The sequence below is a fragment of the Bacillus sp. FSL W7-1085 genome (assembly GCF_038595035.1).
In the GTDB taxonomy this organism is placed as follows: Bacteria; Bacillota; Bacilli; order Bacillales; family Bacillaceae; genus Bacillus; species Bacillus altitudinis.
In genome coordinates this window covers 2350240-2372307 of record NZ_CP152000.1, presented here as the reverse complement: position 1 = coordinate 2372307, position 22068 = coordinate 2350240, and the positions used below count along the sequence as shown (strand labels likewise).

The window sequence follows — 22068 nt, the reverse complement described above, 5'->3', positions numbered from 1 at the left end:
TCAAAAACAGGCGCTTGCAGTGTCTACCGTCTAATCCTTAGAGAATATAAAAGATTTTGTCTGATTGTGTATGTACAACTATATTTATTATTGACATATGTACGGACAAATATTATATTGTTTTTGTGCACAGGTAAAGATGGATCAAACGAAATAGATATTTGAAACCGCTATCATCATGGGGGTGAACAAAATGAATCGTGAAGAGACGGCCAAAGCCATTAGAGAAGGCAGGACATCTTTGGGCATTGAATTTGGTTCGACACGAATTAAAGCCATTTTAATAGATGAAGAGTTTCAGCCAATTGCGCAAGGTGCATTTGAATGGGAAAGTTCTCTTCAAGAAGGAATATGGACGTACAACTTAATTGAGATCATTACAGGTCTTCAAGTGGCGTACCGTCAGATGAAAGAACAGGCTGCACAATTGTATGGGGTGACGATTCAAACCATTGGCTCCATCGGGATATCTGCGATGATGCATGGCTACGTCGCCTGTCATCATACAGGAGAGCTCCTCGTCCCGTTTCGAACGTGGCGGAATGGAACAACGACCGAGGCGAGTCAAAAGCTAACAGATGTATTCCAATTTCATATTCCAGAAAGATGGAGTATCGCTCACTTATACCAAGCGATACTAGGAGAGGAAAAACATCTGTCCCGGTTAGAGTATGTGACCACTTTGTCCGGCTACATTCACTGGCTGTTAACAGGGAAGCAGGCCATCGGAATTGGCGATGCGTCGGGAATGTTCCCCATTGATGAAAAAACGAAGGATTACAACGAAGTGATGCTTCATCAATTTGAAGCATTGATTGCAGAAAAAGGCTACCCGTGGAAGCTTCGTCATCTTTTGCCGCGCATCTATTTAGCAGGCGAAGAAGCTGGTGTGTTAACAGCAGCTGGAGCAGCGATTTTAGACCAAGGCAAACAGTTGCAGCCAGGTATCCCTTTTTGCCCGCCAGAGGGTGATGCAGGAACAGGGATGGTCGCAACAAACAGTGTGGAAAAGAGAACTGGGAATATTTCAGTTGGGACATCTGTATTTGCCATGATTGTGTTAGAGCAACATCTAAAAGGTGTGTACCCAGAAGTGGACCTTGTCACGACACCAGATGGCCTGCCAGTCGCGATGGTTCATGCCAACAATTGTACAAGTGACCTCAACGCTTGGATGAATCTATTCAAAGAAGCGTTTGAAGCAATGGGTCAGCCAGTTGAAACAGAAAGATTGTACGAAACCCTATTAAATCAAGCTTTAGAAGCAGATCATGATGGGGGCGGGCTTTTAAGCTATGGCTATTATTCTGGTGAAAATATTACGAGACTAAAAGAAGGAAGACCCCTTTTTGTTAGATCTCCTCAAAGCCGGTTTACCCTTGCTAATTTCATTCGGACGCATCTTTTCTCTGCATTTGGCGCAATGAAAATCGGGATGGATCGGTTAAAAGCACATGAACAAGTCAAGATTGATCGCTTACTAGGACATGGCGGTTTATTTAAAACACCGATAGTTGGGCAAAAAATGGTCGCTGCTGCACTCGGGACACCTGTATCCGTCGTATCAACGGCGGGAGAAGGCGGTGCGTTTGGGATGGCGGTCCTTGCTTCATATATGATCAATCACCAGCAGCAAACACTGAGCCATTTTCTCAAGCATCAAGTGTTTGCCCATACATTAGAAGAGCTTATTGATCCTGATCCACTGGATGTTAAAGGTTTTGAGGAATTTATAAAGCGCTATCAAGAAGGACTCCCGATAGAAAAAGTGGCAGTAGAACATTTGACGCCACAGAAAGGAGCGGCACCTGTATGTTAGAGCGTTTAAAAGAAGAAGTGTTTCAAGCGAATCTAGATCTACCAAAGTACGGACTTGTGAAATTTACATGGGGCAATGTCAGTGCGTGCGATCGTGACAGTGGACTGTTTGTCATTAAGCCAAGCGGCATAGCGTATGACAAATTATCAGCAAAAGACATGGTCGTGGTCGATTTTGACGGTCAAGTGGTAGAGGGAGAATTCAATCCTTCTTCCGATACTGCCACACATGCTGTTCTTTACAAACACTTTGAGGAAATTGGCGGCATTTCACATAGCCATTCAATGTGGGCAACGGTATGGGCGCAAGCTGGACTTGATTTACCAGCAATGGGCACAACACATGCAGATACATTTTACGGACCTGTTCCGTGCGCTCGATTTCTCACAGAAGAAGAGGTGAATCGCGGGTATGAGGTGGAAACAGGACACTTGATCATTGAAACGTTTGAGAAAAGACAGATAGATGTCATGGCGGTTCCTGGTATTTTGCTACAAGGTCATGGTCCCTTTACGTGGGGAAAAGATGCAAAAAGTGCGGTAACGAACAGTGTCATTTTAGATGAAGTAGCGAAAATGAACCTGTTTGCAAAGCAATTGAACGAATATGCAGAGCCTCTTCCGCAGGTGATTTTAGATAAACATTATTTAAGAAAACATGGAACACATGCGTATTACGGACAAAAACCTTCAAGATAAAGAAAAGAGGGATTTCTATGTTAACAAGTCAGAAGAAAGAATGTTGGTTTGTCGTCGGGTCACAGCACTTATATGGGGACGAGGCACTGAAGCAAGTGAAGGCAGATGCGCAAAAGATAACAGATGCCTTAAATGAGAGCGGTTTGCTGCCTTATCCAATTATTCTGCAGGAACTGGCGGTCAGTGCGGATCAAATCACACAGCTGATGAAAGAGGTCAACTATCGTGATGAGGTCATCGGTGTGATGACTTGGATGCATACGTTTTCTCCAGCAAAAATGTGGATACGTGGTACGTCTCTTTTGCAAAAGCCTCTTTTGCATCTCGTCACGCAATACTATGAAAACATTCCGTGGGACACGATTGATATGGACTATATGAATCTCCATCAATCGGCACATGGAGACAGAGAGTACGGCTATATCAATGCACGTTTAAATAAGCAAAATCAAATCGTTGCAGGTCATTGGTCGAAGCAGGAGGTGAAGCAGCAAATCGCTGATTGGATGGACGTTGCGGCTGCCTATCATGAGAGCTTCCACATTAAAGTGGCTCGGTTTGGTGACAATATGCGCCACGTTGCTGTGACAGAAGGAGATAAAATTGAAGCGCAGATCCAGCTGGGATGGACCGTTGATTACTTTGGAATTGGCGATCTTGTGAACTATGTAAATGCTGTGGAAGAAGCAGAAGTTGATGCTCTGTTTGCTGAGTACTTAACGTTATATGACGTGGATTATGGGAGCTATTCGGCAGAAGAATGGGAACAAAGTGTGAAAGTGCAGGCACGATATGAAATTGCCATAAAACGTTTTTTAGATGAAGGCGGCTACAATGCCTTTACGACAAACTTTGAAGATTTACATGGCATGAAGCAGCTTCCGGGTTTAGCCGTTCAGCGACTGATGGCAAAGGGATATGGCTTTGCGGGTGAAGGGGATTGGAAAACCGCCGCACTGGATCGTTTATTAAAGGTGATGAGCCATCATCAATCGACTGGTTTTATGGAAGATTACACATATGAAATGACTGCTGGTCAGGAAGCAGTGCTGCAATCTCATATGCTAGAAGTAGATCCTGCGCTTGCACATACAAAACCTGTCATTGTCGTGTCTCCGCTAGGCATTGGAAACCGGGAAGACCCAGCACGTCTTGTGTTTGATGGAAAAGCAGGCGAGGGCGTTGTTGTCTCCATTGCTGATTTTGGAACACATTTCAAATGGTTGATTCAAGAAGTAGAAGCCTTTGAGCCGCAGGAAGCAGCACCTCATTTACCGGTGGCACGAGTCCTCTGGAAAATCAAACCGAACTTTCAAGAGGGCATCAAAGCATGGATTAAGCACGGCGGAGGTCATCATACAGTCGTATCTCTCAATTTAACAGTTGATCAAATTGTTCATTTTGCAAAGCTTGTGAATGCAGAATATGTGGTTTTATAAAGAAGGGTGAAATGCATTCTACTGTGAACGGTAGAATGGCAGGGAGAAATGAAAGCGGTTTATTAAGTGAGGGGGGTCATCCACTTGGAGAAAAAAGTATCAAGTAAATTTATCTTCTTTTTCGGGTCCTTTGCAGGTATCTTATTTGGATATGATATTGGTATTATCGCAGGGGCAGAAGGGCACATTCAGGAAGAATTTCAGCTCAGCCCGTTATGGCTTGGCATCGTCGTTTCTTCATTAATGGGCGGGGCGATCATTGGTTCCATTTTAAGCGGTCTGATGGGGGATAAGTTTGGCCGCAGAAAGCTCATTTTGGTGTCATCGATTATCTTTTTTGTCGGTGCGCTTGGCTCAGCCATTGCACCAGAAGAAATCTCATTAACTATTGCCCGGATTTTCTTAGGAACAGCTGTAGGGACAGCCTCATCGCTCGTGCCTGCTTACATGTCTGAAATCGCTCCGGCCAAAATTCGCGGGAAATTGTCCGGTCTGAATCAGCTGATGATTGTGAGTGGATTATTGCTTAGCTATATCGTCGCATTTGTGTTTGAACCAATTCCAGACAGCTGGCGCTGGATGCTGGGAAGTGCTGCTTTATTTGCGATCGTGCTTTATATTGGCATGCTGAAACTTCCTGAATCTCCAAGATATTTAATTAAACACGGAATGGCTCATAAGGCACGTGAAGTATTAGGATCACTTCGTTCATCACGTGAAGAGATTGAAGCAGAAATGCAAGAAATTTTAGAAGTAGCAAAAGAAGAACGCTCAGGCATTCGTGAATTATTTCAAAAGAAATTCCGAATGGCTCTCTTTATTGGGGTCGGAATGGCGACACTCCAGCAAATACAGGGGGCGAACTCCATTGTGTATTATGCAACGAGTATCGCAAGAAATGTAGGTCTTGCTCCGCAAGTTGCCGCAGGTTTTACCGTCATTGTTGGTGTCATATTTGTTGTGACGACCGTGATTTTTTTACAATTCGTCGACCGGTTCGACCGCCGAACGATTCTCACAGTTGGGGGAACGGGGATGGCCCTGTCTTTCTTTGCACCAGCGGCATTAGGTGCGCTCGGAGTGAGTGAAGGCATATTAAACTGGGTCACATTGATTTCACTTTGCTGCTTTATTTTGTGCTATGCCTTCTCATGGGCACCGATCACATGGATTATCATTGGTGAAATTTTCCCACTTTCTGTCAGGGGTATTGGAGCGGGCATTTCATCTGCCTTTAACTGGACGGGATCATTAGCAGTTGGCCTTGTGTTCCCTATCTTGGCTGACCAATTCAGCTTTGGCGTCATTTTCTCCTCATTTGGGGTCATCTGCTTAATTGGCCTGTTGTTCACGCGCTTTGTATTAGTCGAAACAAAAGGAAGAAGCTTAGAGCAAATCGAAACCGATATGGCTGCACGTGTCTAAAGGAAACCATCTATCCACACAGGATAGATGGCTTTTTTAATCAAGTATTTGTTTCAGTTCATCTGGCAGTAAATCCATTAATTGATCAGATGAGGATACGTCCAGTACTTCAAGAAGCGCATAATATTTCGCATAAATTTCACTCAGCTGATCAGGATGATTTGCTTCATATCGATTCAAATGCAATTGCGTCAGTTCAAGTGCAATGTCCAGTTTGTTTCGTTCGATGGTTTGTGTTGTGTTGATCAAATCGTTCACCTCTAATTTTAAAGTTATTGAAAAATGTTATGGTGCAGTTCCGCAGCTGACCTTATATTCATGGTCTTCTATCTTTTTTGAATAACAGACGGAAGGTGTCATTCCTGTTTCGCTTTTCCAAGCCTGCCAATACACATCATACAGCTGACCATATTGAGGGTCTACATCGTCCTTTTTTTGCAAAATAGCAAAATAGCTTTGGTAAGGGTAGCCTTCTTGATAAATGGCATGCCGTATCGCTCCTCTTTCAGTCGCATTTGTAAAAACCATAGGCGACAGCAAGGGAAGGGTGATAACTACGACGAGCAGGATGAAAAATGAAAAAAGCTTATGTCTTGTTTTCATCAATGAATGTCCTTTCCTTCACAAGAGATCATTTGTATAATATGTTAAAATTGTCCTATTGTAAAGAAAGAGACTACTAGATCACAAGCGGATTTTTTCAAAAATAGACAAGCATCTAATCACTAATCGTGCCTCTGACATACGATAGAGTGTAAGTGAAAGACAACTTTAAGGGGTGTTGAGAATGAGCCGGAATCGATTAGACAATTTTTTCTTTGGGCCTCGCAGAGGGAATCATGGAGAAGTTGAAACGGTTGTATCCCCTACACGTCAAATTGTCAACACGACAACAAATGAACAAACGATTAGAAAAATTCATCCAACTCATATCACAAACGTCAATAAAAACATCAAAAGAATTGAAAACTACTACCCTGTGACGCAATCTACACGAAATGAGTATATTGTGGAAGAATATGACTGTGGTAGTGATGTCAAGAATCCTTGCTGCCGCCCGGTCAAACGCTGTAAATGGTAAGATAATGGTATAAAGAAGTGAGGCATCCTGTGATGGGATGCCTTTTGTATGTTTAACGCTCTATTTCATTTAGTTGTCCGTGATCAAGCTCGAAAAAACGATTTCCTAATTCTGAATAAAGGTAGCGCTGATGGCTTGTAAATAAAACACATTGATCAGAGAATTCTTCTTTTAATAAAGAAATAGACTGCATTTGAGATGCCTCATCAAGAGATGTAAAAGGTTCATCAAGAATGATTAGCTCTGGTGATCTGGCCGCCATACAATTAAAGAAAAGCTTATATCTCATACCTAGTGAATATTGTTTGACAGGCATCTTGAGTGCATGAGTTAAATCAAATGCATCACAAAGTGAGAGAAAGGTCTTTTTGTATACCTCTTTTTCTGACTGATTCATTTTCCATAGCGACTGTATAAGAGTCATATGCTCGATACCAGTCAGCGCATCATAAACCAAAGGCTTATCTGGGATGTACGCGACCAACCCTTTATAAAGAGCTGACCCAGGATGATGCTGTTCGTTGAGTAATACCGTTTCGGATACTGAAGGAAGCAGACCTGCGATGATCTTTAAAAGTGTCGATTTACCGCTGCCGTTTTTTCCGATAATACAAGCACGATCACCTTCTTTCAGATGAAAGGATACTTGATCAAGGAGGGGAGAGCTTTCTTCAGTTGTTTCATAACGAAAAGATAGCTGAGACACTTGCAAACTAGCCATTGATAAATCCTCCAATAACAAAAACGGTGGTCACCAGCATATACAAGATGACGGTCGCAAGGGCGGCTTTTTTTGATCCTTTAGCATAATAAATGATCCCATCATATAGGATGCGTAATAGGTACAAGTTGATCAAAAACGAAACCGCTTGGATGAAGATAAAATAATGATCTAAATCGAGTACCATCACACAATAGATTGCTGCGCTATTCACTAATAGAAGCAACGCATTATAAAGCAAGATCACAAAATACATTTTGCGCAAAATAAACGTTTTATGAAAAAAGTACATATAAATTGAAGTCACGACAGTACCGAGAAAATTCAATATGAAATAAAGTGGGATTGTCAGCAAAAAGATAAACACAATGCTGGCTAATTGTTTTCCCGCAGATAAAGGCTCCTCTACTAATAAATCAATGATAAAAAAAGTTAAAAAAACAGTCGAAACAAATAAAGATAGTAAGACAAGACCTACAATGGTTTTGATCGATTGATGTTGGTTAAAAAATTGCTTAGGGCGTAGAAGTAGCTCCATAGAACCACATTCTCCTTTCTTCTAAGATAGATGTACATGGCTGACATATTCCTCTAAAAGAGAGGCAATCAACAAGAGCACTACAGCGGCAAAGATTAACTGAATCACAGTCCGAGTCAGCTTTCTTACATCAATGGCCTTACCTTTCATAAACCGGTAAAGATAAATAAATGGAAAAGCACTGACGATTGAAAATAGGATCAAACCAAGAACCTCAACAAAAGCATGTGGCATGAGGCCAGTGAATAACTGCTGCACTTCATGCTGAGCTATCAAAAACTGAATGAGTTTTCCAATGATATAGCCATTATAAAAAAGAATGCCAGCAGACATAATGCCGCCAGTAAAAGCCCCGATACCTAGAATGGCAAGCCCAACCTGTAAATTGTTTGAAAAAATAGAGAGAAAAAACATGTCTTCATCCTTTTTTAAATAAGGAATCTGATCATAAGGAAGGAGACTTCCAATGAGCAAAGCTACAATAAATACACCGGCGTAAAGATAGCCGAGGCGTAGAATCAATCTATTCTCCGATAGAAAATATCTTATTTTTTTCAACATACTCAATTCCTTTATAAATGGTCTTGCGGCATAATATCCAGCAAATCACTGAAACGATCACAAAATATATAGCGAACAGCACGTTTACGAGCCCTGAGGATTGCTGCAATATAGGGAGAAAAGAGGTCAAAATCAAATAGTACATAAAAGGCAGAACAAGAAAGTTTCTTGCAAATGCCTGACCTTTATCGATGATCTCTAGTTCCTCATTTGTTGTCCCTATTTCATGCTCATGAATAAAATTGAATTTCGTTGTGAATGGAAACAAGTAAAGCTGAATCAAAGGAAAAATGAAAAAGCCAACCCCTAATACCACCAGTTGAATGAGCATCTGAACATGAAACAGTTGATACACAGTCATAATAGATAGATTAATGAATAGTAAAAAGAGCGCTGGTATGGAAAATAAACAATAAAATAACTGGATTTTTGATAAGAAAAATTGCAAAAGTGATATTTGAGAAAGCTCGTAAAGCCAAATGTTCTTTTTTTCAGCACTTAAAGCAAAAATAGAAGGTGTCAGCATTCTCATCTCATAAGATTGATTCGCTAGTATCATAATATTGAGTGTGAATAGCAGCTGAATTTGCAAGGCCTGTTGATCGATGATCGAGATCAATCCGGTAAAAACACCAATATAAAAGAAGGCTTCATATGACATGAACATATAATTAAAAAATTCTTTAGATAAGAGCCACCTTTTTTCTTTCAGCAGCTTGATGTCTTTTTGGATCAACACATTTTGTCTAAACAGCGAACCCTGAATTTTATGCAGTACTTGAAAGTACCAATAAAATAAATCCCGAAAATGCTTTGAGCTTTGGTCTTGATCTTTTTCCGTTGGAATCCATCGAACAGGACTTCTCATGACAAGCGCACTACCTAATAGCACAACAATCAATGTAATAGGTGAATGGAACAGAGCTTGAAATTGTAGAAAAATCGAGCCATCTGAAAATAAAGTATGATGCATTTGCTGAAGATCATGTTGATATAAAGAGATCAGCTTGTTTGAAAGAGTGATCCAAAACGAATCCTCTGCAAGCGATGAGATCGATTGAAATAGTTGCCGGAAGGTGTGATAAAAAGGGAAAATGATGTTTAATATGAGAACCCTTCCGAAAAAGAAAAAAAGCAAAGAGATGCTTGCGAAAAAGAGGACACGAATGGCACCTATTTTTTTCACGACGATGTTATAGATATAAGCACCGAATATCTTATTGCTGATGATAAATAGGAAGATACTTGTCAGCATCACATTGACATGTTTTAACCAGAATGCCAGATCGTGTGTTTGAACAATGTCATATTGGAACAAAAAATAGATCAAATAAGTGCTCAAACTCGTAAACACAAGCCAAATCAATTCTGAAAACAGAAGCGTTTGAAAAAGTTGTCTAGAGGAAACAGGTGCTAGCTGTATCAATTCTTTAAAAGGAAGAAGATGAGTTCTTCTATAAGATTCAATTCCTTTGACGATAGAAAATAAAAATAAAAACATCACAAAAGCACTTTCCCATTCTATTTGATAGACGGGGGAGTAAAGAAATGAAGATATAACGAATACAATCATGCATCCGAATATGATATCAAGAATACAAGAAAAAAATATGTACTGTTTTGAAGAAAATGACTTGAGAAATGGAATTTTTCGTATAACGAACTGAGCGATATTAGAATACTGTTGCTCCAGTCTAATGGATAGAAGTAGTGATAATAATGGATATAACATCTTCTCACCTGCACAAAAATTTAAATAGAAGGAGAACAGAGTCTCCTTCTATTGAGTCGTTAAATAAATTACCAAGCGATAACGGCTTTACGGCCTTTTTTCTTAATTTCGTTTTTAAGGTATTGACGAATTGTCTCTTTACCAGCCGCAGCAATAAGAGAAAGACCGCCTGAACCTACAGCAGTTAAAATGGAGACAATTGTAGTGACAGCTCCACCCGCTTCAACCACATTAAGAACTACAGCGGCAACACTGCCTGGAATACCAAATTCTTTTGCTAGATCAGCAACTGGCAGTACTTGTAGCGAGAAGGAAAAAAGAGCTAGCATAAGGAATCCTACTGCTAAAGCACCAAAAAGAACATGTAGTTTGATTTCATTTCTTGTTTCTGTCATATCAAATTCCTCCCTTTTTTGTCTTTTTATTACTATTCTATCTTATGATATGTTTTTGTTCATATCAATCCTTTTTTTTCTTTTTTTTATGAATTAGTTATAGGTTAATATAAAAAAAGTGAAAAGATAAGTGAGAAAAGAATCGTTTTGGATAGGAAATATCGAGTGAACATGATCAAAATGACCTTGTTTTCACAAAAACGAAAGAGAGCCTAAAAGTCTATAAGAAATGTGTTATATGTAAATGAACCAATATTCTTTGATCAAAATCTCTTTTCAAGATAAAATTGGAAGTATCAATTCATTCTGATGGAGGCGATTTTCTGAATATTCGATTGTTAACACCAGAAGATGCTCAAGAATATGCGAACTTGAGATTAGAAGCACTCCGATTAAATCCAGAGAGTTTTGCTATGAGTTACGAGGAAGAGAAGCTAGATACGAAGAATAAATATAAGGCTCGTTTTGCCTCTACACAATCTATGTGGACATTCGGTGCCTTTCATCAAGGTCAGCTGGTCGGCTCGGTTACACTCATACAAGAAACCTTGCAGAAATTAAAGCACCGTGCCAATGTGGCAGCGATGTATGTAACGGCTAATGGACGCGGAAAAGGAATGGGGAAGGCACTCCTGACAAAAGTTCTTTCTTTTGCACGCGAAAAAAAAGACATCGAACAAATATATTTAACAGTGGTCACAACTAATGACCAAGCTAAACATCTTTACATGTCTGTTGGATTTAAGTCGTATGCGGTAGAGGAAAAAGCACTAAAAATAAATGGTGCTTATGTAGATGAGGAAAAAATGGTGCTATGTTTATCATCGTTTGGAGGGGATATAAATGAGCCAGCCAGTCATGCGCATCACATTGGCAGCCGGACCAAATAGTGAGCTGGAATCCTTTGCGCTTCGTGCAGCACTTGAAAACTTTGGCGCAAAAGTCGATATGCATTGGATAGGCAGACCGAATGACCTGATTGATGTATTATCCGGGAGGAATAGAGGCGAGACGGATTTCATTCTTTTATCCTTTCACGGAGAAGAAGGAGCGTTTCTCATGCCGGAGTTAGGAGAAGATGTATACGAAGAGGGTGAGCCGAGAGGTGCTGCTTTTGGTGCGGATGACATAAAGCGGTATGCTTCGTTAAATGGAGTCCACATTATGTGTACAGGCTGTACACTAGGCGAAAAAAAGGTGGCAGAAGCTTTTTTAGAAACAGGGGCGATATCCTATACAGCGCCCGATGACTACATTGATGGAAATGCGTCATTTATTTTTGTTCTCACCATGCTGTATGAGCTGGTGAACAACTCAAAGACAGTCAGAGCAGCTTTTGACCAGGCACGCTCTATTGATGAAGAAACAAAGTTATTCCAACTGTATATGCAAAAATAAGGGCTGAGCGATCAAGCCCTTTTTATATGTCTCTCGTAAAATATGTCGAAAATGTGACAAATGTGTTTTTTGCAAACTAAAACGGGGCTGAGAAAAGTCTATCCTACAAACACACGCCATTTAGACAGGACGGCATCACGAGAGGAGAATCATTGTGCCAACGAAAGGGAAGATCAGCCTCGTCCTATGTGGACTTGCAATCGTCATCGGAATCGCTGCGTTTTATCATAACCAGCAGGCAAGCGGGACAGAGAGAAAAAAAGTAGAACAAGATGCGAGCTACAAACAAGTTGAAATTGTCACACTTGTGAATGACGGGAAATTCATGAGATATGCTGTCAACTATCCGCTGTTTCATCAAGAAAAACTAGATCAGGAGATCAAAAGATTTGCAGAGACCGCGTTAGAAAGGTTTAAAACATCATTTAGTCAAGCGAGTGATGTCAATGAAGAGAAACGATACGAACTAAACATCGATTATGAGATCATTCATTATGCCAAGCAAACAGTCGCAATCAAATTCAATACATATGAAGTGAAGGGCGGAAAGCAAGGCGTCAATCAAACGAAGGTGATGAACTTTGATTTCAAGAAACAGACATTTTTATCAATCAACGATATTTTTCTATCAAAGAAGGACAATCTTCAAAAATTATCTCATATGACTTTTGAGGAATTAAAAAAAGATCGAACGCTAGCTGAAAATCAGCCGCTGCTCAAACAGGGAACGTCTCCTGCGGCGAAGAACTATCAGTATTTTGCCATCAAAGATCGCTATATCGAATTCTACTTTCCAAGAGGACAAATCGCTCCAAATCATCAAGGCTCTCAAGTGTTAGCGATTAAGAAAACACTGCTGAAAGGAATATTAAAACCTGAATATATTAAGAAAGAAATGAACAAAAACGAGAAAAAAGAACCGATTCCAACAAGAAAGATTGTGAAACTGCCGAAAACATCCACATTTCATCCGAATCAAAAAGCCATTGCACTCACATTTGATGATGGGCCCAATCCATCAACGACCTCAAAAATTTTAACAGCATTAAAAGAGAACAAAGGACATGCCACATTTTTTGTATTAGGCAGCAGGGTTCAGTATTATCCCGATATGCTAGGTGAAATTAGAAAGGGTGGAAATGAAATTGGAAACCATTCCTATAACCACCCTTTGCTCACAAGACTTCCTTTAAAACAAGCGGTCAAACAAGTAGAAGACACGCAGCAAATCATTGAAAAAGCGAGCGGGTTCACACCGACTCATTTTAGACCACCATATGGCGGGACAAATGGACAAATCAACGAAGCTCTTCACATGAAAGTGACCCTTTGGGATGTGGATCCTGAAGACTGGAAATATCGAAATAGCCAATACGTCGCGAACTACATTCTAGCCCATGCATCTAGCGGTGAAACGGTCTTAATGCACGACATCTATGACACCTCAGCCAACGCAGCCGTCACGATTATCAAAGAACTCACCAAACAAGGATATCAATTATTAACGGTATCTGAGCTTGAGCAGTGGAAGGAAGCGCGTGAGAAGAGAAGTGAGTCGAATAGGTAATACCCCTTTTGGTGTGAATCTTAGCGGATTCGCATCTTTTTTTAGGCAGGTCATGAAAAAAAAGGGAAAATCTGTTATGGTGAATATGAAGGGGGACTTCAAGTGGTATTGATAAGATTTATAAGTCTCGTTATGCTGACAGTGGTTGGTTTGGCTTTTGTCATAAACAATGTACCTCGTTTGATGCTGCCCATCTATATACTTTCAATGATCGGGCTTATGTTCTGTCTCGGTCATATTGCGCTCCATTATCTACAGCGGATCAGATATTTGTTATACGATGAGAAACAATTGAAAGAGAATCAAATAAACAAACCTCCCGCTAAATGAAGGAGGTTTTTTACTTGTCTGTTTTTCAATGATTTTCTCGTTTGACTCCTTGAATTGTCTCAAAAGAGAGACGATGTTCCTCGTAAATCTGATTTGGACAATCAATAAGAGCATAATAATCCACGAGCTAAGCCCTCCAATCTTTCGTAACAAGGATACAGTATAATGAGAAAAGATTGATATGAACAGCTCGTTTTATATTTTCGACAATGGGTGAGGAGGATTCAGTTGAAGAGAGTAGACGTGGTGTCAGCTTTGATTTATGACATGGATGAACATATTCTCATGGTGAAAAATGTGAAAGGTTATTGGGAGTTTCCCGGTGGTGCAGTGGAAAAAGGAGAACATCTGCAGCAAGCTGTGATCCGTGAGGTGAGAGAAGAAACAGGATATGTGATCAAAGTAAATGAACTTCATTCTGTTAGAGAAATACTTTTTCAAGATAACATGCATCATGCACTTATTTTTACGTTTTTTGGGGAAATCATCGGGGGAGAGATGAATATTCTAGATCCTGATCATGATATTGAAGAAGTAAAATGGGTAAGCATCCAGGATGCTGAAAAATTAAATCCACAGTTATTCAGCATGCTAAAATTAAATAAACAGACGTGTGGATTTTACACATTTGAAGGAAAGAGAACAAGGGATCAATAAATGAATAAGGAGAGAATGGAATGTTTTTGTATTATGGACCAACCGGTGCTCCAGTGGAAAATCCAGGAGAAGAATGGATGAAAGAAATCTTCTTCCATAAGGGTGAAGACTATTGGAAACAAGGGAATGGAGAATCTTCTATTGAAGTGGACGAAGAATGGGAAACGGAAAGTCTTGTTTTCTTTTATCATGAACCTTATGGCTTTTTTCTCATGAGATATCCGGATTTTTTGGTTCCTTTTAAAAAAGTAGAGAAGATAGAAACGATCAAGCATGTCGTTGCAGGCGCACCATTGTATGTACCTTCATGCAGCTACGTCGATCGACATCAAGCTTATGAAATCGTTCAACATTTTCTAAAAACAAAATCGATACCTGATAGTGTTGAATGGGTGGAGTTGAGGACGATTGAATTTCAGCAAGATCTATAAATTCTTACGGGGAACGAGAAGGAGAATAAAATGTGTCGTTTAGATGATACCATGCATGTACATGTTGGCTATTACGAACAGGGTCTTGATGTTGAAGGAGTGTTTTTTAAGAGTTTAGAAACAGGAAAGTGGCAATTATTCTTTGATCATACATGGTATGGGATAACGCTTTTAAAGCATTATGAAAAATATGAAGATTTAGGGCTGTTGATTGGCGAGTATTCTATTGAAGATGACAAAATTGAAGGTGAAGGAAATCAGCTGTTTGAGCGTTTTTTAAAAGAAAACGGGGTAGTGAGATAAATACAGAATGTGAAACATCACTCAATGAAAATGACGAGTGATGTTTTTTATGTTGGATACTGATTTTATAAAATTTTGCTCTATGTAATCTAAAGAGCATCTAATACAAATCTGCATTGATTGTTTAAAAATTCAAAAAATAGATAGACAAATGCTTGCAAGAATTGTATAGTGTTCTCATAAATCACTTGTCATACAAGTGAACAAGTAACTAAGAATATAAGATTGGATTTCAAATAATAAAATGAGGTGATCCAGTGAAAGATGTAAGTTTGGCGAATTTAAAAGCAAAAGCGATTGAACTTAGACAAACGGCGATTACGATGATTTATGAAGCGCAATCGGGGCATCCTGGCGGCTCTTTATCAGCTGCTGATATCATCACGGCCCTTTATTTCAAAGTGATGAATATCGATCCCCAAAATCCTAACTGGGAAGATCGAGATCGTTTTGTTTTATCGAAAGGCCATGTTGCACCTATTCAATATGCTGCCTTAGCGCTAAAAGGTTATGTCCCTTTTGAAAACGTATACAAATTGAGACAGTACGGTTCACCGTTCCAAGGTCATCCTGATATGAAGAAATGCCCTGGAATTGATATTTCAACAGGTTCATTAGGCCAAGGACTTTCTTGTGGGGTTGGTATGGCGCTTGCGGGTAAACGGGATGAAAAAGATTATCGGGTATTTGCGATGGTAGGCGATGGCGAATGTCAAGAAGGACAAATTTGGGAAGCGGTTCAAACCGCAGTCAAATATCGTCTTGATAATTTAATTGTTTTTGTTGACAATAACCGTCTGCAAATTGATGGTTTCTGCGAGGAAATCATGCCGCTGCAAGACATAGAAATGAAGTTTGAAGTATTCGGGTTTGAAACAAAGCGAATTGACGGACATTCGATGGAAGAGATAGTCGAAACATTGAATCAAGTGAAAAACATGAAAAATGGAAAGCCGAAATGTATTGTAGCAGACACGATTAAAGGCAAAGGCGTTTCCTACATGGAAAATATCTGCTCATGGCACGGTGTTGCGCCAAATGAGAAAGAGTATGAACAGGCATTAGAAGAATTAGCAGGAGGTTTGAGATCATGAGCCAAACTGAAAAAGCGGTCATTAAGAAAAAAGCGACACGTGAAGCCTTCGGTGATGAAATTGTTAAGTTAGGAAAAGAGAATCAACATATTTACGTGATTGATATTGATATCGGAAAATCATGCAAAACAGGAGAATTCATAAAACAGCTTCCCAATCAGCATGTGAACGTTGGAATTGCCGAACAAAATGGTGCCGGGCTGGCAGCTGGTCTTGCGACAACTGGAAAAATTCCATTTGTAAGCACTTACGCAGTTTTTGGCTCGCTGCGCATGGCAGAGCAAATCCGTCAAGAAATATGCTATCCGAATTTGAATGTAAAGATTGCCTGCTCGCACGGAGGATTGACACCGGGAAATGACGGTGGAAGTCATCAAGCGATAGAAGATATGGGCGTTTTAAGAACATTTCCCAACATGACGGTCATCATGGGCTCTGATTACTATTCGACGAGAAAATTGATCAAAGAGGCAGCGAATACGTATGGCCCCATGTATTTGCGCTTTACCCGAGATGCTGTGCCAATGATTTATGATGAACATGAGGAGTTCGTGATTGGAAAAGCCAAAAAATTAAGGTCTGGCAAAGATATTGCGATCATTGCAAATGGTGATACAGTATATCTTGCTTTGGAAGCGGTTAAAAAACTAGAAGAACAAGGGATTGAAGCATCACTTTTAGATATGCATACGATCAAACCTCTAGATCGAGAGGCGGTTGTGGAGTGTCTCGATATTGGACGTATGATCACTGTAGAGGATCATAACATTTTGAACGGATTAGGCAGTGCTGTATGTGAAGTAGCAGCAGAAGAAGGTCGAGGAAAAGTCAAACGGATCGGAGTGCAAGACCGTTTTGGAGAATCTGCACCTTACGAAAAACTTTTAGAAATAAATGGAATAACAATCGAAAACATCATAAATACAGCAAAAGACATGCTGAACAATCACATTTGAAAGTAGGTTATTTACAATGTTTACATTAAACAATCAAGTAGCTATTGTAACAGGGAGCGGTTCTGAAAAAGGAATTGGCCGGACAATCGCTCTAACACTTGCTAAACAGGGTGCTGCTGTCGTGGTAGCAGATATCAATGAAGAAGGGATTCGCTTCACAGTAGAAGCCATTCAAAAAGCCGGAGGAAAAGCGTTAGGCGTAGTAGTAAATGTAACAAATAAGGAATCAATTGATCAAATGGTGGCTGTAACGCTTGAGGCGTTTGGCCGCATTGACATATTGGTGAATAATGCAGGTATTTCTCAAAAAGTAACCGTTCAGAACATGACACTTGAAGATATGACAAGAGTATTTAATGTAAATATGTTTGGTTTGTTCTTGTGTACACAAGCCGTGCTAGAACCAATGATCAAGCAGCAATATGGGCGTATTATCAACCTGTCTTCTGTATCGGCTAAAAGGGGAGGAGGCGTATTTGGAGGAGCACATTACTCAGCTTCCAAAGCAGCAGTATTAGGTTTTTCTAAAAACCTTGCCCGTGAAGTAGGGAAAGATGGTATCACAGTGAATTGTGTGACACCAGGCCTTGTGAATACGGATATTTGGAAGTCACTTCCTATCGATGAAGCCGAAAAAGTAATTGATAATATACCACTTGGCCGACCAGGTGAAACGAAAGAAATCGCAGCCGCTATTACATTTTTGGCTACTAAAGAAGCATCCTACATTACAGGAGAAGAAATCGATATCAATGGTGGTTCACATATGGACTAGTAGAAAGAAATGGAGCAGGCACATGAACATGCCTGACTCTATTTTAAATAAAAAGGAAGTAGAGTCACAGTCAAAATGATTGATGAAATGATATTTTGTAAGCGCTTAATAAAAATGTGTCATGCCATTTAGATATCTTCACGCAGTTGGACAAAGCAACTTGAAGGGGGAATCATGTTGAATCAACAAGCATTAGAAAAGTCGACGACTCGTAAAGTTACACTTCGCCTTATCCCATTTTTATCCTTATGTTTTGTTATCGCTATTTTAGATCGTGTGAATATTGGATTTGCTGCTCTTCAAATGAATGAAGATTTGGGATTTTCAAATGCTGTATTTGGACTTGGGGCTGGAATATTCTTTTTAGGGTATTTTTTATTAGAAGTTCCGGGAAGTGCCATTATGGCAAAGATCGGTGCGAGTAAATGGATCAGCCGAATTATGGTGACATGGGCAATTATTGCGATTTTAATGGCTTTTGTTCAAGAACCATGGCAGTTTTATACAGCACGTTTCTTATTGGGTGCGGCAGAAGCTAGCTTTTATCCATGTATGGTGTTTTATTTGAGCGGTTTTTATCAAACCAAACATCATGCCAAAGCCATTGCTGGATTTATGCTGGCGATTCCGGGAGCGAATGCCCTAGGTGCACCACTTTCTACATTTCTATTAGGTGTTGATTGGCTGGATATGTCTGGATGGCAGTGGCTGTTTATTTTAGAAGCGATTCCAGCACTCATTCTTGGAGTAATTGCATTCTTTTATTTGGATGACAAACTTGAAGATGTAAAATGGCTGAATCAAGATGAAAAAGAGTGGCTGATTCATGTCACAACAAAAGAAAAGCTTGAGAAAGAACAGGTCAAGCGATATACATTCACTCAAGCTTTAAAAGATCGAGATGTACTCATTTTATCGGCAGGCTATTTCTGCTGGATGGTTGGGTTTTACGGCATCAATATGTTTTTGCCGACAATCTCTAAAGGATTATCTGACACCATTTCCTTAAGTACGCAGGGAATGGGCTGGCTGTTAGGTTTCATGTATACCGTCGCTATCATTGTAATGGTGCTGGTCGGGAATCATTCTGACAAGAAAAACGAGAGGCGATGGCATGTATCTGCCTGCTTAACTGTCAGTGCGATGGCCATGATCATTAGCAGTTATATAGCAAATTCCAGTGTGATCTTATCCTTTGTGTTTTTAACCATTGCCTTGTGCGGAGCCTTTGGTGCTTATTCTCCATTTTGGGCCATTCCCCCTTCTTTTCTAACAGGAGCAGCCGCCGGTGGAGCGATCGCACTAATCAACAGTATTGGCAATCTTGGCGGTTTCTTTGGGCCATATATAGTCGGGTACATTAAGGATGTCACAGGTTCTTTTCACATCAGTATGATTTTTTTAGGTATTAGTATGATACTGGCTTCTTTTATTATTGTGTTTTTAGTTAAACAGTCAGGAAAAGCACTAGTTGTAAAAGCAAGTACAGAAAAATCCAGTATAGAAAAGTCTATTTAAACGAGGGTCATAAAAAAACTATGATGGAAGTAGTAAGGGGAAATATTGTGGTGATTTAGCTGTCAGGAGAAGTTCTGAAAGAAAACGAGACAATACATGAGGATAAAACGATTGGAGCTGAAATTTTCATGGAAAAAGAGACAAATGTACCACAAAATACGATCGTTTGCCGGGAGTGTGGAGAAATCATTGACATCGCTTATGGCTCTGAAGGGGTTAAAGTCTTATACGGAATATGCGAAGGGTGCCGAGCATCGGAAAATAAACGAACTTAAAAAGACAAAGACGCATAACAGCAAGGCTTCTACTTGTTGTATGCGTCTTATTTTTCGATTAAATAAAAAGAAGCTTCTCATATCGTATTTGGAAGTGGAAGATCCTAGCTTTTCCAATATCGATCATATAGGTTTTGCATGTGGGCAGTCATACGTTTCACAGCTTCTGCTGCGTTCCGTTCTTCGAGTGCTTCTATAATCAGTTTATGCTCCTGAAAGTTGACCTCACGATAGTCAGAACGGGTAACGGTTCGATCACGTATAAACCTCCACATTTCCTGCTGCTTCATAGCGTTCGTAATGGAAGACATAAAGGTAATGAATAAATCATTATGTGACGCTTTTGCAATTCCCATATGTAGCTGCTCGTCAGTTGCCGGGACGTATACACCTGAATGTGTTTCTTCTTCCATCTTTTTGATGGTTTGTTTCAGTTCTAAAATATCTTCGTCAGTCGCTCTCAAAGCCGCAAAATGAATAATTAAAGGCTCGATATGCATTCTAGCTTCCACGATATCCTCAGGTGATGCTGATTTCATAGAGATGGACCCTTCATTGTGTATGGTCGTACTCTTAACGAAAACACCTTCTCCTTGACGTGAATAAATAATACCATTCATTTCCAGTGCACTGAGGGCTTGTCTAACAGGTGCGCGGCTGACACCAAATTGTTCGCATAATTCCCTTTCTGAAGGAAGTTTATCTCCTATTTGAAAAGAGCCTAACTGTATTTCAGAAAGGATCTGATTATAAATTTGTATGTATAATTTTTTATTGGAAACAGGATTGAATGTAATAGAAATCACCCCTCTTTATTTGTCATACAAGTATATTAATTATATACTTTTCAGATTTGAAGGGCAAAAAAATATACAAAAACCATATTTAAAATTAAAAGATAATCCATAAATGGTAAGAGCCTAAACAAATAAAAACAGACCTTATAAGGCCTGTTCTGTTGCAAAATGTTTTCTATTAAAATTCCCTGCTCAATTCGCCTTCTCTTTCTTTAACTTCAAACCGGACCGGTCATGTAGAGCTGAATGGTATCAGTCACATCTTCATTTTCAGATGGTAAGAAGGCAATTAATGAAATTTCGTTGCCTTCTTTATCCTGACCGATGGGGTCATGCAGAGAGACGTCTTTTTTTGTTTTTTAAGTGCGCGTAAATGCATCAGGATTTCATTATTAAAGTCAAAAGGGGGGTGCAGAATTTAAAAATCGAATTTAACTTTTGCCCCATCATGCAATAATTCAGGTTCGTCATTTAGATAAACATCACTTAAGTGAAGTGTGATTGAACTCAAATCCGAAACATCATCTACCAGTAAAGGAACTACAACCATACCTTCATTTTCGACTTTACCATACAAAGAACCAACACCTGTATCCGTAGTCAAATTAGTCTTATAGACTTCAATTTGTTTCTTTGTATTAGTGGTAATAATATCAACACCAGAAAACAAAACATCTTTATCGGAAGTGTTTTCAGTCGTATAAGTGATTTGTATTCTATGGTATTTATCTTTTTCAAAATTATTATAAGAAAGAAGCTCTTTATCTTGTTCACCTAAATTACTGTATTCAAATACTTTAACATCGTGTATTTTCATCTTAATAGGACTTAAATCTATTTCTTTTTGTTTGTTATTTATCTTTTTCAAAGTTAGTGTTGAACCATTTTTATCTTTATCCCATTGGCCAATTTCGGTTAGAAGTCCTGATGTTGGTTTATTCTCTTTTTGTGTTGATTCTTTTGAAGCCTCTTTACTCGTTTCTTCTTTTTTTGCCGGCTCAGTTGAGCTGTTAGTGTTACCACAAGCAGTTAGAACTGCCATAAAGCATAAGAATAAAATTAGTTTAGCTTTTTTCATTTGTCTACACCCTTCTATATACATATTTTAGTAATACAGGAAACATTATAATACAAAAAATGTTGAAGTGATGATTTTCGACAAAATTAGACAAAATAATTCATGACTTATAGCATGGGTTTAAAGTCACGAAACGTTCGGTGGTGAATTCGTATGTAACATTAAAAAGTGCTGATATTTCATTTGTGAAATTATTATAAGTCTGAATAGCTATTATTTTTCTAAACATAAAAGTTGAAATACAAAACTTATATGCAAACCGTTTGTCCTTCATTTTCCACAATTCTCTAAACAGTGGGGTGTAATCAGTTGATTTCCTTCATGTCTAAGTGCATGACCCAAAATTCATCACCAAAATCTTGCCATTGTTCTTGAGGGCTAAGGCGGCAGCTATTATCAAAAGAAATGCAGCGAGACAGTAGCTTAGTGCCGAAATAAAAAACAGACCTAATAAGGTCTGTTTTTGTTAGAAGTTAGGGG

The 22068-nt window shown here is 39.4% G+C and carries 25 protein-coding genes and 1 pseudogene; 16 read left to right on the top strand and 10 right to left on the bottom strand.

Annotated features, from left to right (window positions below; translation table 11 throughout):
• The first annotated feature begins 193 nt into the window (after window positions 1–193).
• From MKY11_RS12240 to MKY11_RS12225, 4 genes are all read left to right on the top strand, one after another.
• Window positions 194–1819: an FGGY-family carbohydrate kinase gene (locus MKY11_RS12240; protein ID WP_342501441.1), complete on the top strand. Its 1626-nt coding sequence runs from the start codon at window positions 194–196 to the stop codon at window positions 1817–1819.
• On the top strand, window positions 1813–2517 hold the full coding sequence (locus tag MKY11_RS12235) for an L-ribulose-5-phosphate 4-epimerase (protein ID WP_007501382.1): 705 nt from the start codon (window positions 1813–1815) through the stop codon (window positions 2515–2517). Before MKY11_RS12240 ends, MKY11_RS12235 begins: the two co-directional genes overlap by 7 nt.
• Before the next feature lie 17 nt (window positions 2518–2534).
• Window positions 2535–3956, top strand: a complete 1422-nt coding sequence (gene araA / locus MKY11_RS12230) for an L-arabinose isomerase (RefSeq protein ID WP_342501440.1) — start codon at window positions 2535–2537, stop codon at window positions 3954–3956.
• A gap of 84 nt (window positions 3957–4040) precedes the next feature.
• Window positions 4041–5381: a sugar porter family MFS transporter gene (locus MKY11_RS12225; protein WP_007501378.1), complete on the top strand. Its 1341-nt coding sequence runs from the start codon at window positions 4041–4043 to the stop codon at window positions 5379–5381.
• 36 nt (window positions 5382–5417) lie between these two features.
• Here the strand turns inward: MKY11_RS12225 and MKY11_RS12220 are convergent, their stop codons facing one another.
• Window positions 5418–5639, bottom strand: coding sequence for a hypothetical protein (locus tag MKY11_RS12220; RefSeq protein ID WP_224558471.1), 222 nt, complete (start codon window positions 5637–5639; stop codon window positions 5418–5420).
• Between the two features lie 27 nt (window positions 5640–5666).
• On the bottom strand, window positions 5667–5984 hold the full coding sequence (locus MKY11_RS12215) for a hypothetical protein (RefSeq protein ID WP_024718781.1): 318 nt from the start codon (window positions 5982–5984) through the stop codon (window positions 5667–5669).
• Between the two features lie 184 nt (window positions 5985–6168).
• Between MKY11_RS12215 and MKY11_RS12210 the strand changes: the two genes are divergently transcribed.
• Window positions 6169–6462, top strand: coding sequence for a CotD family spore coat protein (locus MKY11_RS12210; protein ID WP_342501439.1), 294 nt, complete (start codon window positions 6169–6171; stop codon window positions 6460–6462).
• A gap of 52 nt (window positions 6463–6514) precedes the next feature.
• Here MKY11_RS12210 and MKY11_RS12205 read toward each other — a convergent pair whose 3' ends face one another.
• The 5 genes from MKY11_RS12205 to MKY11_RS12185 form a co-directional block, all read right to left on the bottom strand.
• Window positions 6515–7183, bottom strand: a complete 669-nt coding sequence (locus MKY11_RS12205; protein ID WP_024718783.1) for an ABC transporter ATP-binding protein — start codon at window positions 7181–7183, stop codon at window positions 6515–6517.
• Window positions 7176–7721: a hypothetical protein gene (locus MKY11_RS12200; RefSeq protein ID WP_268417170.1), complete on the bottom strand. Its 546-nt coding sequence runs from the start codon at window positions 7719–7721 to the stop codon at window positions 7176–7178. The genes MKY11_RS12205 and MKY11_RS12200 overlap by 8 nt, the downstream gene beginning before the upstream one ends.
• A gap of 21 nt (window positions 7722–7742) precedes the next feature.
• Complete coding sequence (locus tag MKY11_RS12195; RefSeq protein WP_039167181.1) at window positions 7743–8243, bottom strand: stage II sporulation protein M; 501 nt, start codon at window positions 8241–8243, stop codon at window positions 7743–7745.
• A gap of 1 nt (window position 8244) precedes the next feature.
• The gene (locus MKY11_RS12190; RefSeq protein ID WP_235701740.1) at window positions 8245–9783 is read right to left on the bottom strand and encodes a hypothetical protein; all 1539 of its coding nucleotides are present in this window, start codon (window positions 9781–9783) and stop codon (window positions 8245–8247) included.
• Between the two features lie 299 nt (window positions 9784–10082).
• The gene (locus tag MKY11_RS12185; protein ID WP_017358050.1) at window positions 10083–10409 is read right to left on the bottom strand and encodes an uberolysin/carnocyclin family circular bacteriocin; all 327 of its coding nucleotides are present in this window, start codon (window positions 10407–10409) and stop codon (window positions 10083–10085) included.
• A gap of 287 nt (window positions 10410–10696) precedes the next feature.
• Here MKY11_RS12185 and MKY11_RS12180 point away from each other — a divergent pair, with 287 nt between their 5' ends.
• From MKY11_RS12180 to MKY11_RS12130, 11 genes are all read left to right on the top strand, one after another.
• Window positions 10697–11299 carry a GNAT family N-acetyltransferase gene (locus MKY11_RS12180; protein WP_342501438.1) on the top strand — a complete coding sequence of 201 codons (603 nt, stop codon included), beginning with the start codon at window positions 10697–10699 and terminating at the stop codon, window positions 11297–11299.
• On the top strand, window positions 11253–11807 hold the full coding sequence (locus MKY11_RS12175; RefSeq protein ID WP_144668576.1) for a delta-aminolevulinic acid dehydratase: 555 nt from the start codon (window positions 11253–11255) through the stop codon (window positions 11805–11807). Before MKY11_RS12180 ends, MKY11_RS12175 begins: the two co-directional genes overlap by 47 nt.
• A gap of 154 nt (window positions 11808–11961) precedes the next feature.
• Complete coding sequence (locus tag MKY11_RS12170; protein ID WP_342501437.1) at window positions 11962–13374, top strand: polysaccharide deacetylase family protein; 1413 nt, start codon at window positions 11962–11964, stop codon at window positions 13372–13374.
• Window positions 13375–13932: 558 nt separating this feature from the next.
• On the top strand, window positions 13933–14361 hold the full coding sequence (locus MKY11_RS12165) for an NUDIX hydrolase (RefSeq protein ID WP_274660617.1): 429 nt from the start codon (window positions 13933–13935) through the stop codon (window positions 14359–14361).
• Window positions 14362–14381: 20 nt separating this feature from the next.
• A complete protein-coding gene (locus MKY11_RS12160) occupies window positions 14382–14792 on the top strand; it encodes an Imm1 family immunity protein (RefSeq protein WP_342501436.1) in 411 nt (136 codons plus the stop codon).
• A gap of 30 nt (window positions 14793–14822) precedes the next feature.
• Entirely contained in the window at window positions 14823–15095 is a 273-nt protein-coding gene (locus MKY11_RS12155; protein WP_017358042.1) for a DUF3986 family protein, read from the top strand.
• Between the two features lie 257 nt (window positions 15096–15352).
• Window positions 15353–16189: a transketolase gene (locus tag MKY11_RS12150; RefSeq protein ID WP_342501435.1), complete on the top strand. Its 837-nt coding sequence runs from the start codon at window positions 15353–15355 to the stop codon at window positions 16187–16189.
• Window positions 16186–17145: a transketolase C-terminal domain-containing protein gene (locus MKY11_RS12145; protein WP_017358040.1), complete on the top strand. Its 960-nt coding sequence runs from the start codon at window positions 16186–16188 to the stop codon at window positions 17143–17145. The genes MKY11_RS12150 and MKY11_RS12145 overlap by 4 nt, the downstream gene beginning before the upstream one ends.
• 16 nt (window positions 17146–17161) lie before the next feature.
• Window positions 17162–17920 (top strand): SDR family NAD(P)-dependent oxidoreductase, encoded by a 759-nt coding sequence (locus MKY11_RS12140; protein ID WP_017358039.1) that lies wholly within the window; start codon window positions 17162–17164, stop codon window positions 17918–17920.
• A gap of 177 nt (window positions 17921–18097) precedes the next feature.
• The gene (locus MKY11_RS12135) at window positions 18098–19438 is read left to right on the top strand and encodes an MFS transporter (protein ID WP_024718794.1); all 1341 of its coding nucleotides are present in this window, start codon (window positions 18098–18100) and stop codon (window positions 19436–19438) included.
• 128 nt (window positions 19439–19566) lie between these two features.
• Window positions 19567–19713 carry a GapA-binding peptide SR1P gene (locus MKY11_RS12130; RefSeq protein WP_008342524.1) on the top strand — a complete coding sequence of 49 codons (147 nt, stop codon included), beginning with the start codon at window positions 19567–19569 and terminating at the stop codon, window positions 19711–19713.
• Between the two features lie 104 nt (window positions 19714–19817).
• Here the strand turns inward: MKY11_RS12130 and MKY11_RS12125 are convergent, their stop codons facing one another.
• From MKY11_RS12125 to MKY11_RS12115, 3 genes and pseudogenes are all read right to left on the bottom strand, one after another.
• Window positions 19818–20519: a FadR/GntR family transcriptional regulator gene (locus tag MKY11_RS12125; protein ID WP_008342522.1), complete on the bottom strand. Its 702-nt coding sequence runs from the start codon at window positions 20517–20519 to the stop codon at window positions 19818–19820.
• A 131-nt stretch (window positions 20520–20650) separates the two neighbouring features.
• A pseudogene (locus tag MKY11_RS12120) lies at window positions 20651–20901 on the bottom strand (hypothetical protein); the annotation flags it as partial.
• Window positions 20902–20928: 27 nt separating this feature from the next.
• Window positions 20929–21588 carry a hypothetical protein gene (locus MKY11_RS12115; RefSeq protein WP_144532477.1) on the bottom strand — a complete coding sequence of 220 codons (660 nt, stop codon included), beginning with the start codon at window positions 21586–21588 and terminating at the stop codon, window positions 20929–20931.
• Window positions 21589–22068: the final 480 nt, after the last annotated feature.

Bases quoted from the DNA above. Each gene is read 5' to 3' on its own strand.
- MKY11_RS12235 (WP_007501382.1), top strand. From the start codon at position 1,813: ATGTTAGAGCGTTTAAAAGAAGAAGTGTTTCAAGCGAATCTAGATCTA.
- MKY11_RS12205 (WP_024718783.1), bottom strand. From the start codon at position 7,183: ATGGCTAGTTTGCAAGTGTCTCAGCTATCTTTTCGTTATGAAACAACT.
- MKY11_RS12240 (WP_342501441.1), top strand. From the start codon at position 194: ATGAATCGTGAAGAGACGGCCAAAGCCATTAGAGAAGGCAGGACATCT.
- MKY11_RS12175 (WP_144668576.1), top strand. From the start codon at position 11,253: ATGAGCCAGCCAGTCATGCGCATCACATTGGCAGCCGGACCAAATAGT.
- MKY11_RS12130 (WP_008342524.1), top strand. From the start codon at position 19,567: ATGGAAAAAGAGACAAATGTACCACAAAATACGATCGTTTGCCGGGAG.
- MKY11_RS12210 (WP_342501439.1), top strand. From the start codon at position 6,169: ATGAGCCGGAATCGATTAGACAATTTTTTCTTTGGGCCTCGCAGAGGG.
- MKY11_RS12160 (WP_342501436.1), top strand. From the start codon at position 14,382: ATGTTTTTGTATTATGGACCAACCGGTGCTCCAGTGGAAAATCCAGGA.
- MKY11_RS12190 (WP_235701740.1), bottom strand. From the start codon at position 9,783: ATGTTTTTATTTTTATTTTCTATCGTCAAAGGAATTGAATCTTATAGA.
- MKY11_RS12155 (WP_017358042.1), top strand. From the start codon at position 14,823: ATGTGTCGTTTAGATGATACCATGCATGTACATGTTGGCTATTACGAA.
- MKY11_RS12200 (WP_268417170.1), bottom strand. From the start codon at position 7,721: ATGGAGCTACTTCTACGCCCTAAGCAATTTTTTAACCAACATCAATCG.
- MKY11_RS12185 (WP_017358050.1), bottom strand. From the start codon at position 10,409: ATGACAGAAACAAGAAATGAAATCAAACTACATGTTCTTTTTGGTGCT.
- araA (WP_342501440.1), top strand. From the start codon at position 2,535: ATGTTAACAAGTCAGAAGAAAGAATGTTGGTTTGTCGTCGGGTCACAG.
- MKY11_RS12215 (WP_024718781.1), bottom strand. From the start codon at position 5,984: ATGAAAACAAGACATAAGCTTTTTTCATTTTTCATCCTGCTCGTCGTA.
- MKY11_RS12115 (WP_144532477.1), bottom strand. From the start codon at position 21,588: ATGAAAAAAGCTAAACTAATTTTATTCTTATGCTTTATGGCAGTTCTA.
- MKY11_RS12145 (WP_017358040.1), top strand. From the start codon at position 16,186: ATGAGCCAAACTGAAAAAGCGGTCATTAAGAAAAAAGCGACACGTGAA.
- MKY11_RS12140 (WP_017358039.1), top strand. From the start codon at position 17,162: ATGTTTACATTAAACAATCAAGTAGCTATTGTAACAGGGAGCGGTTCT.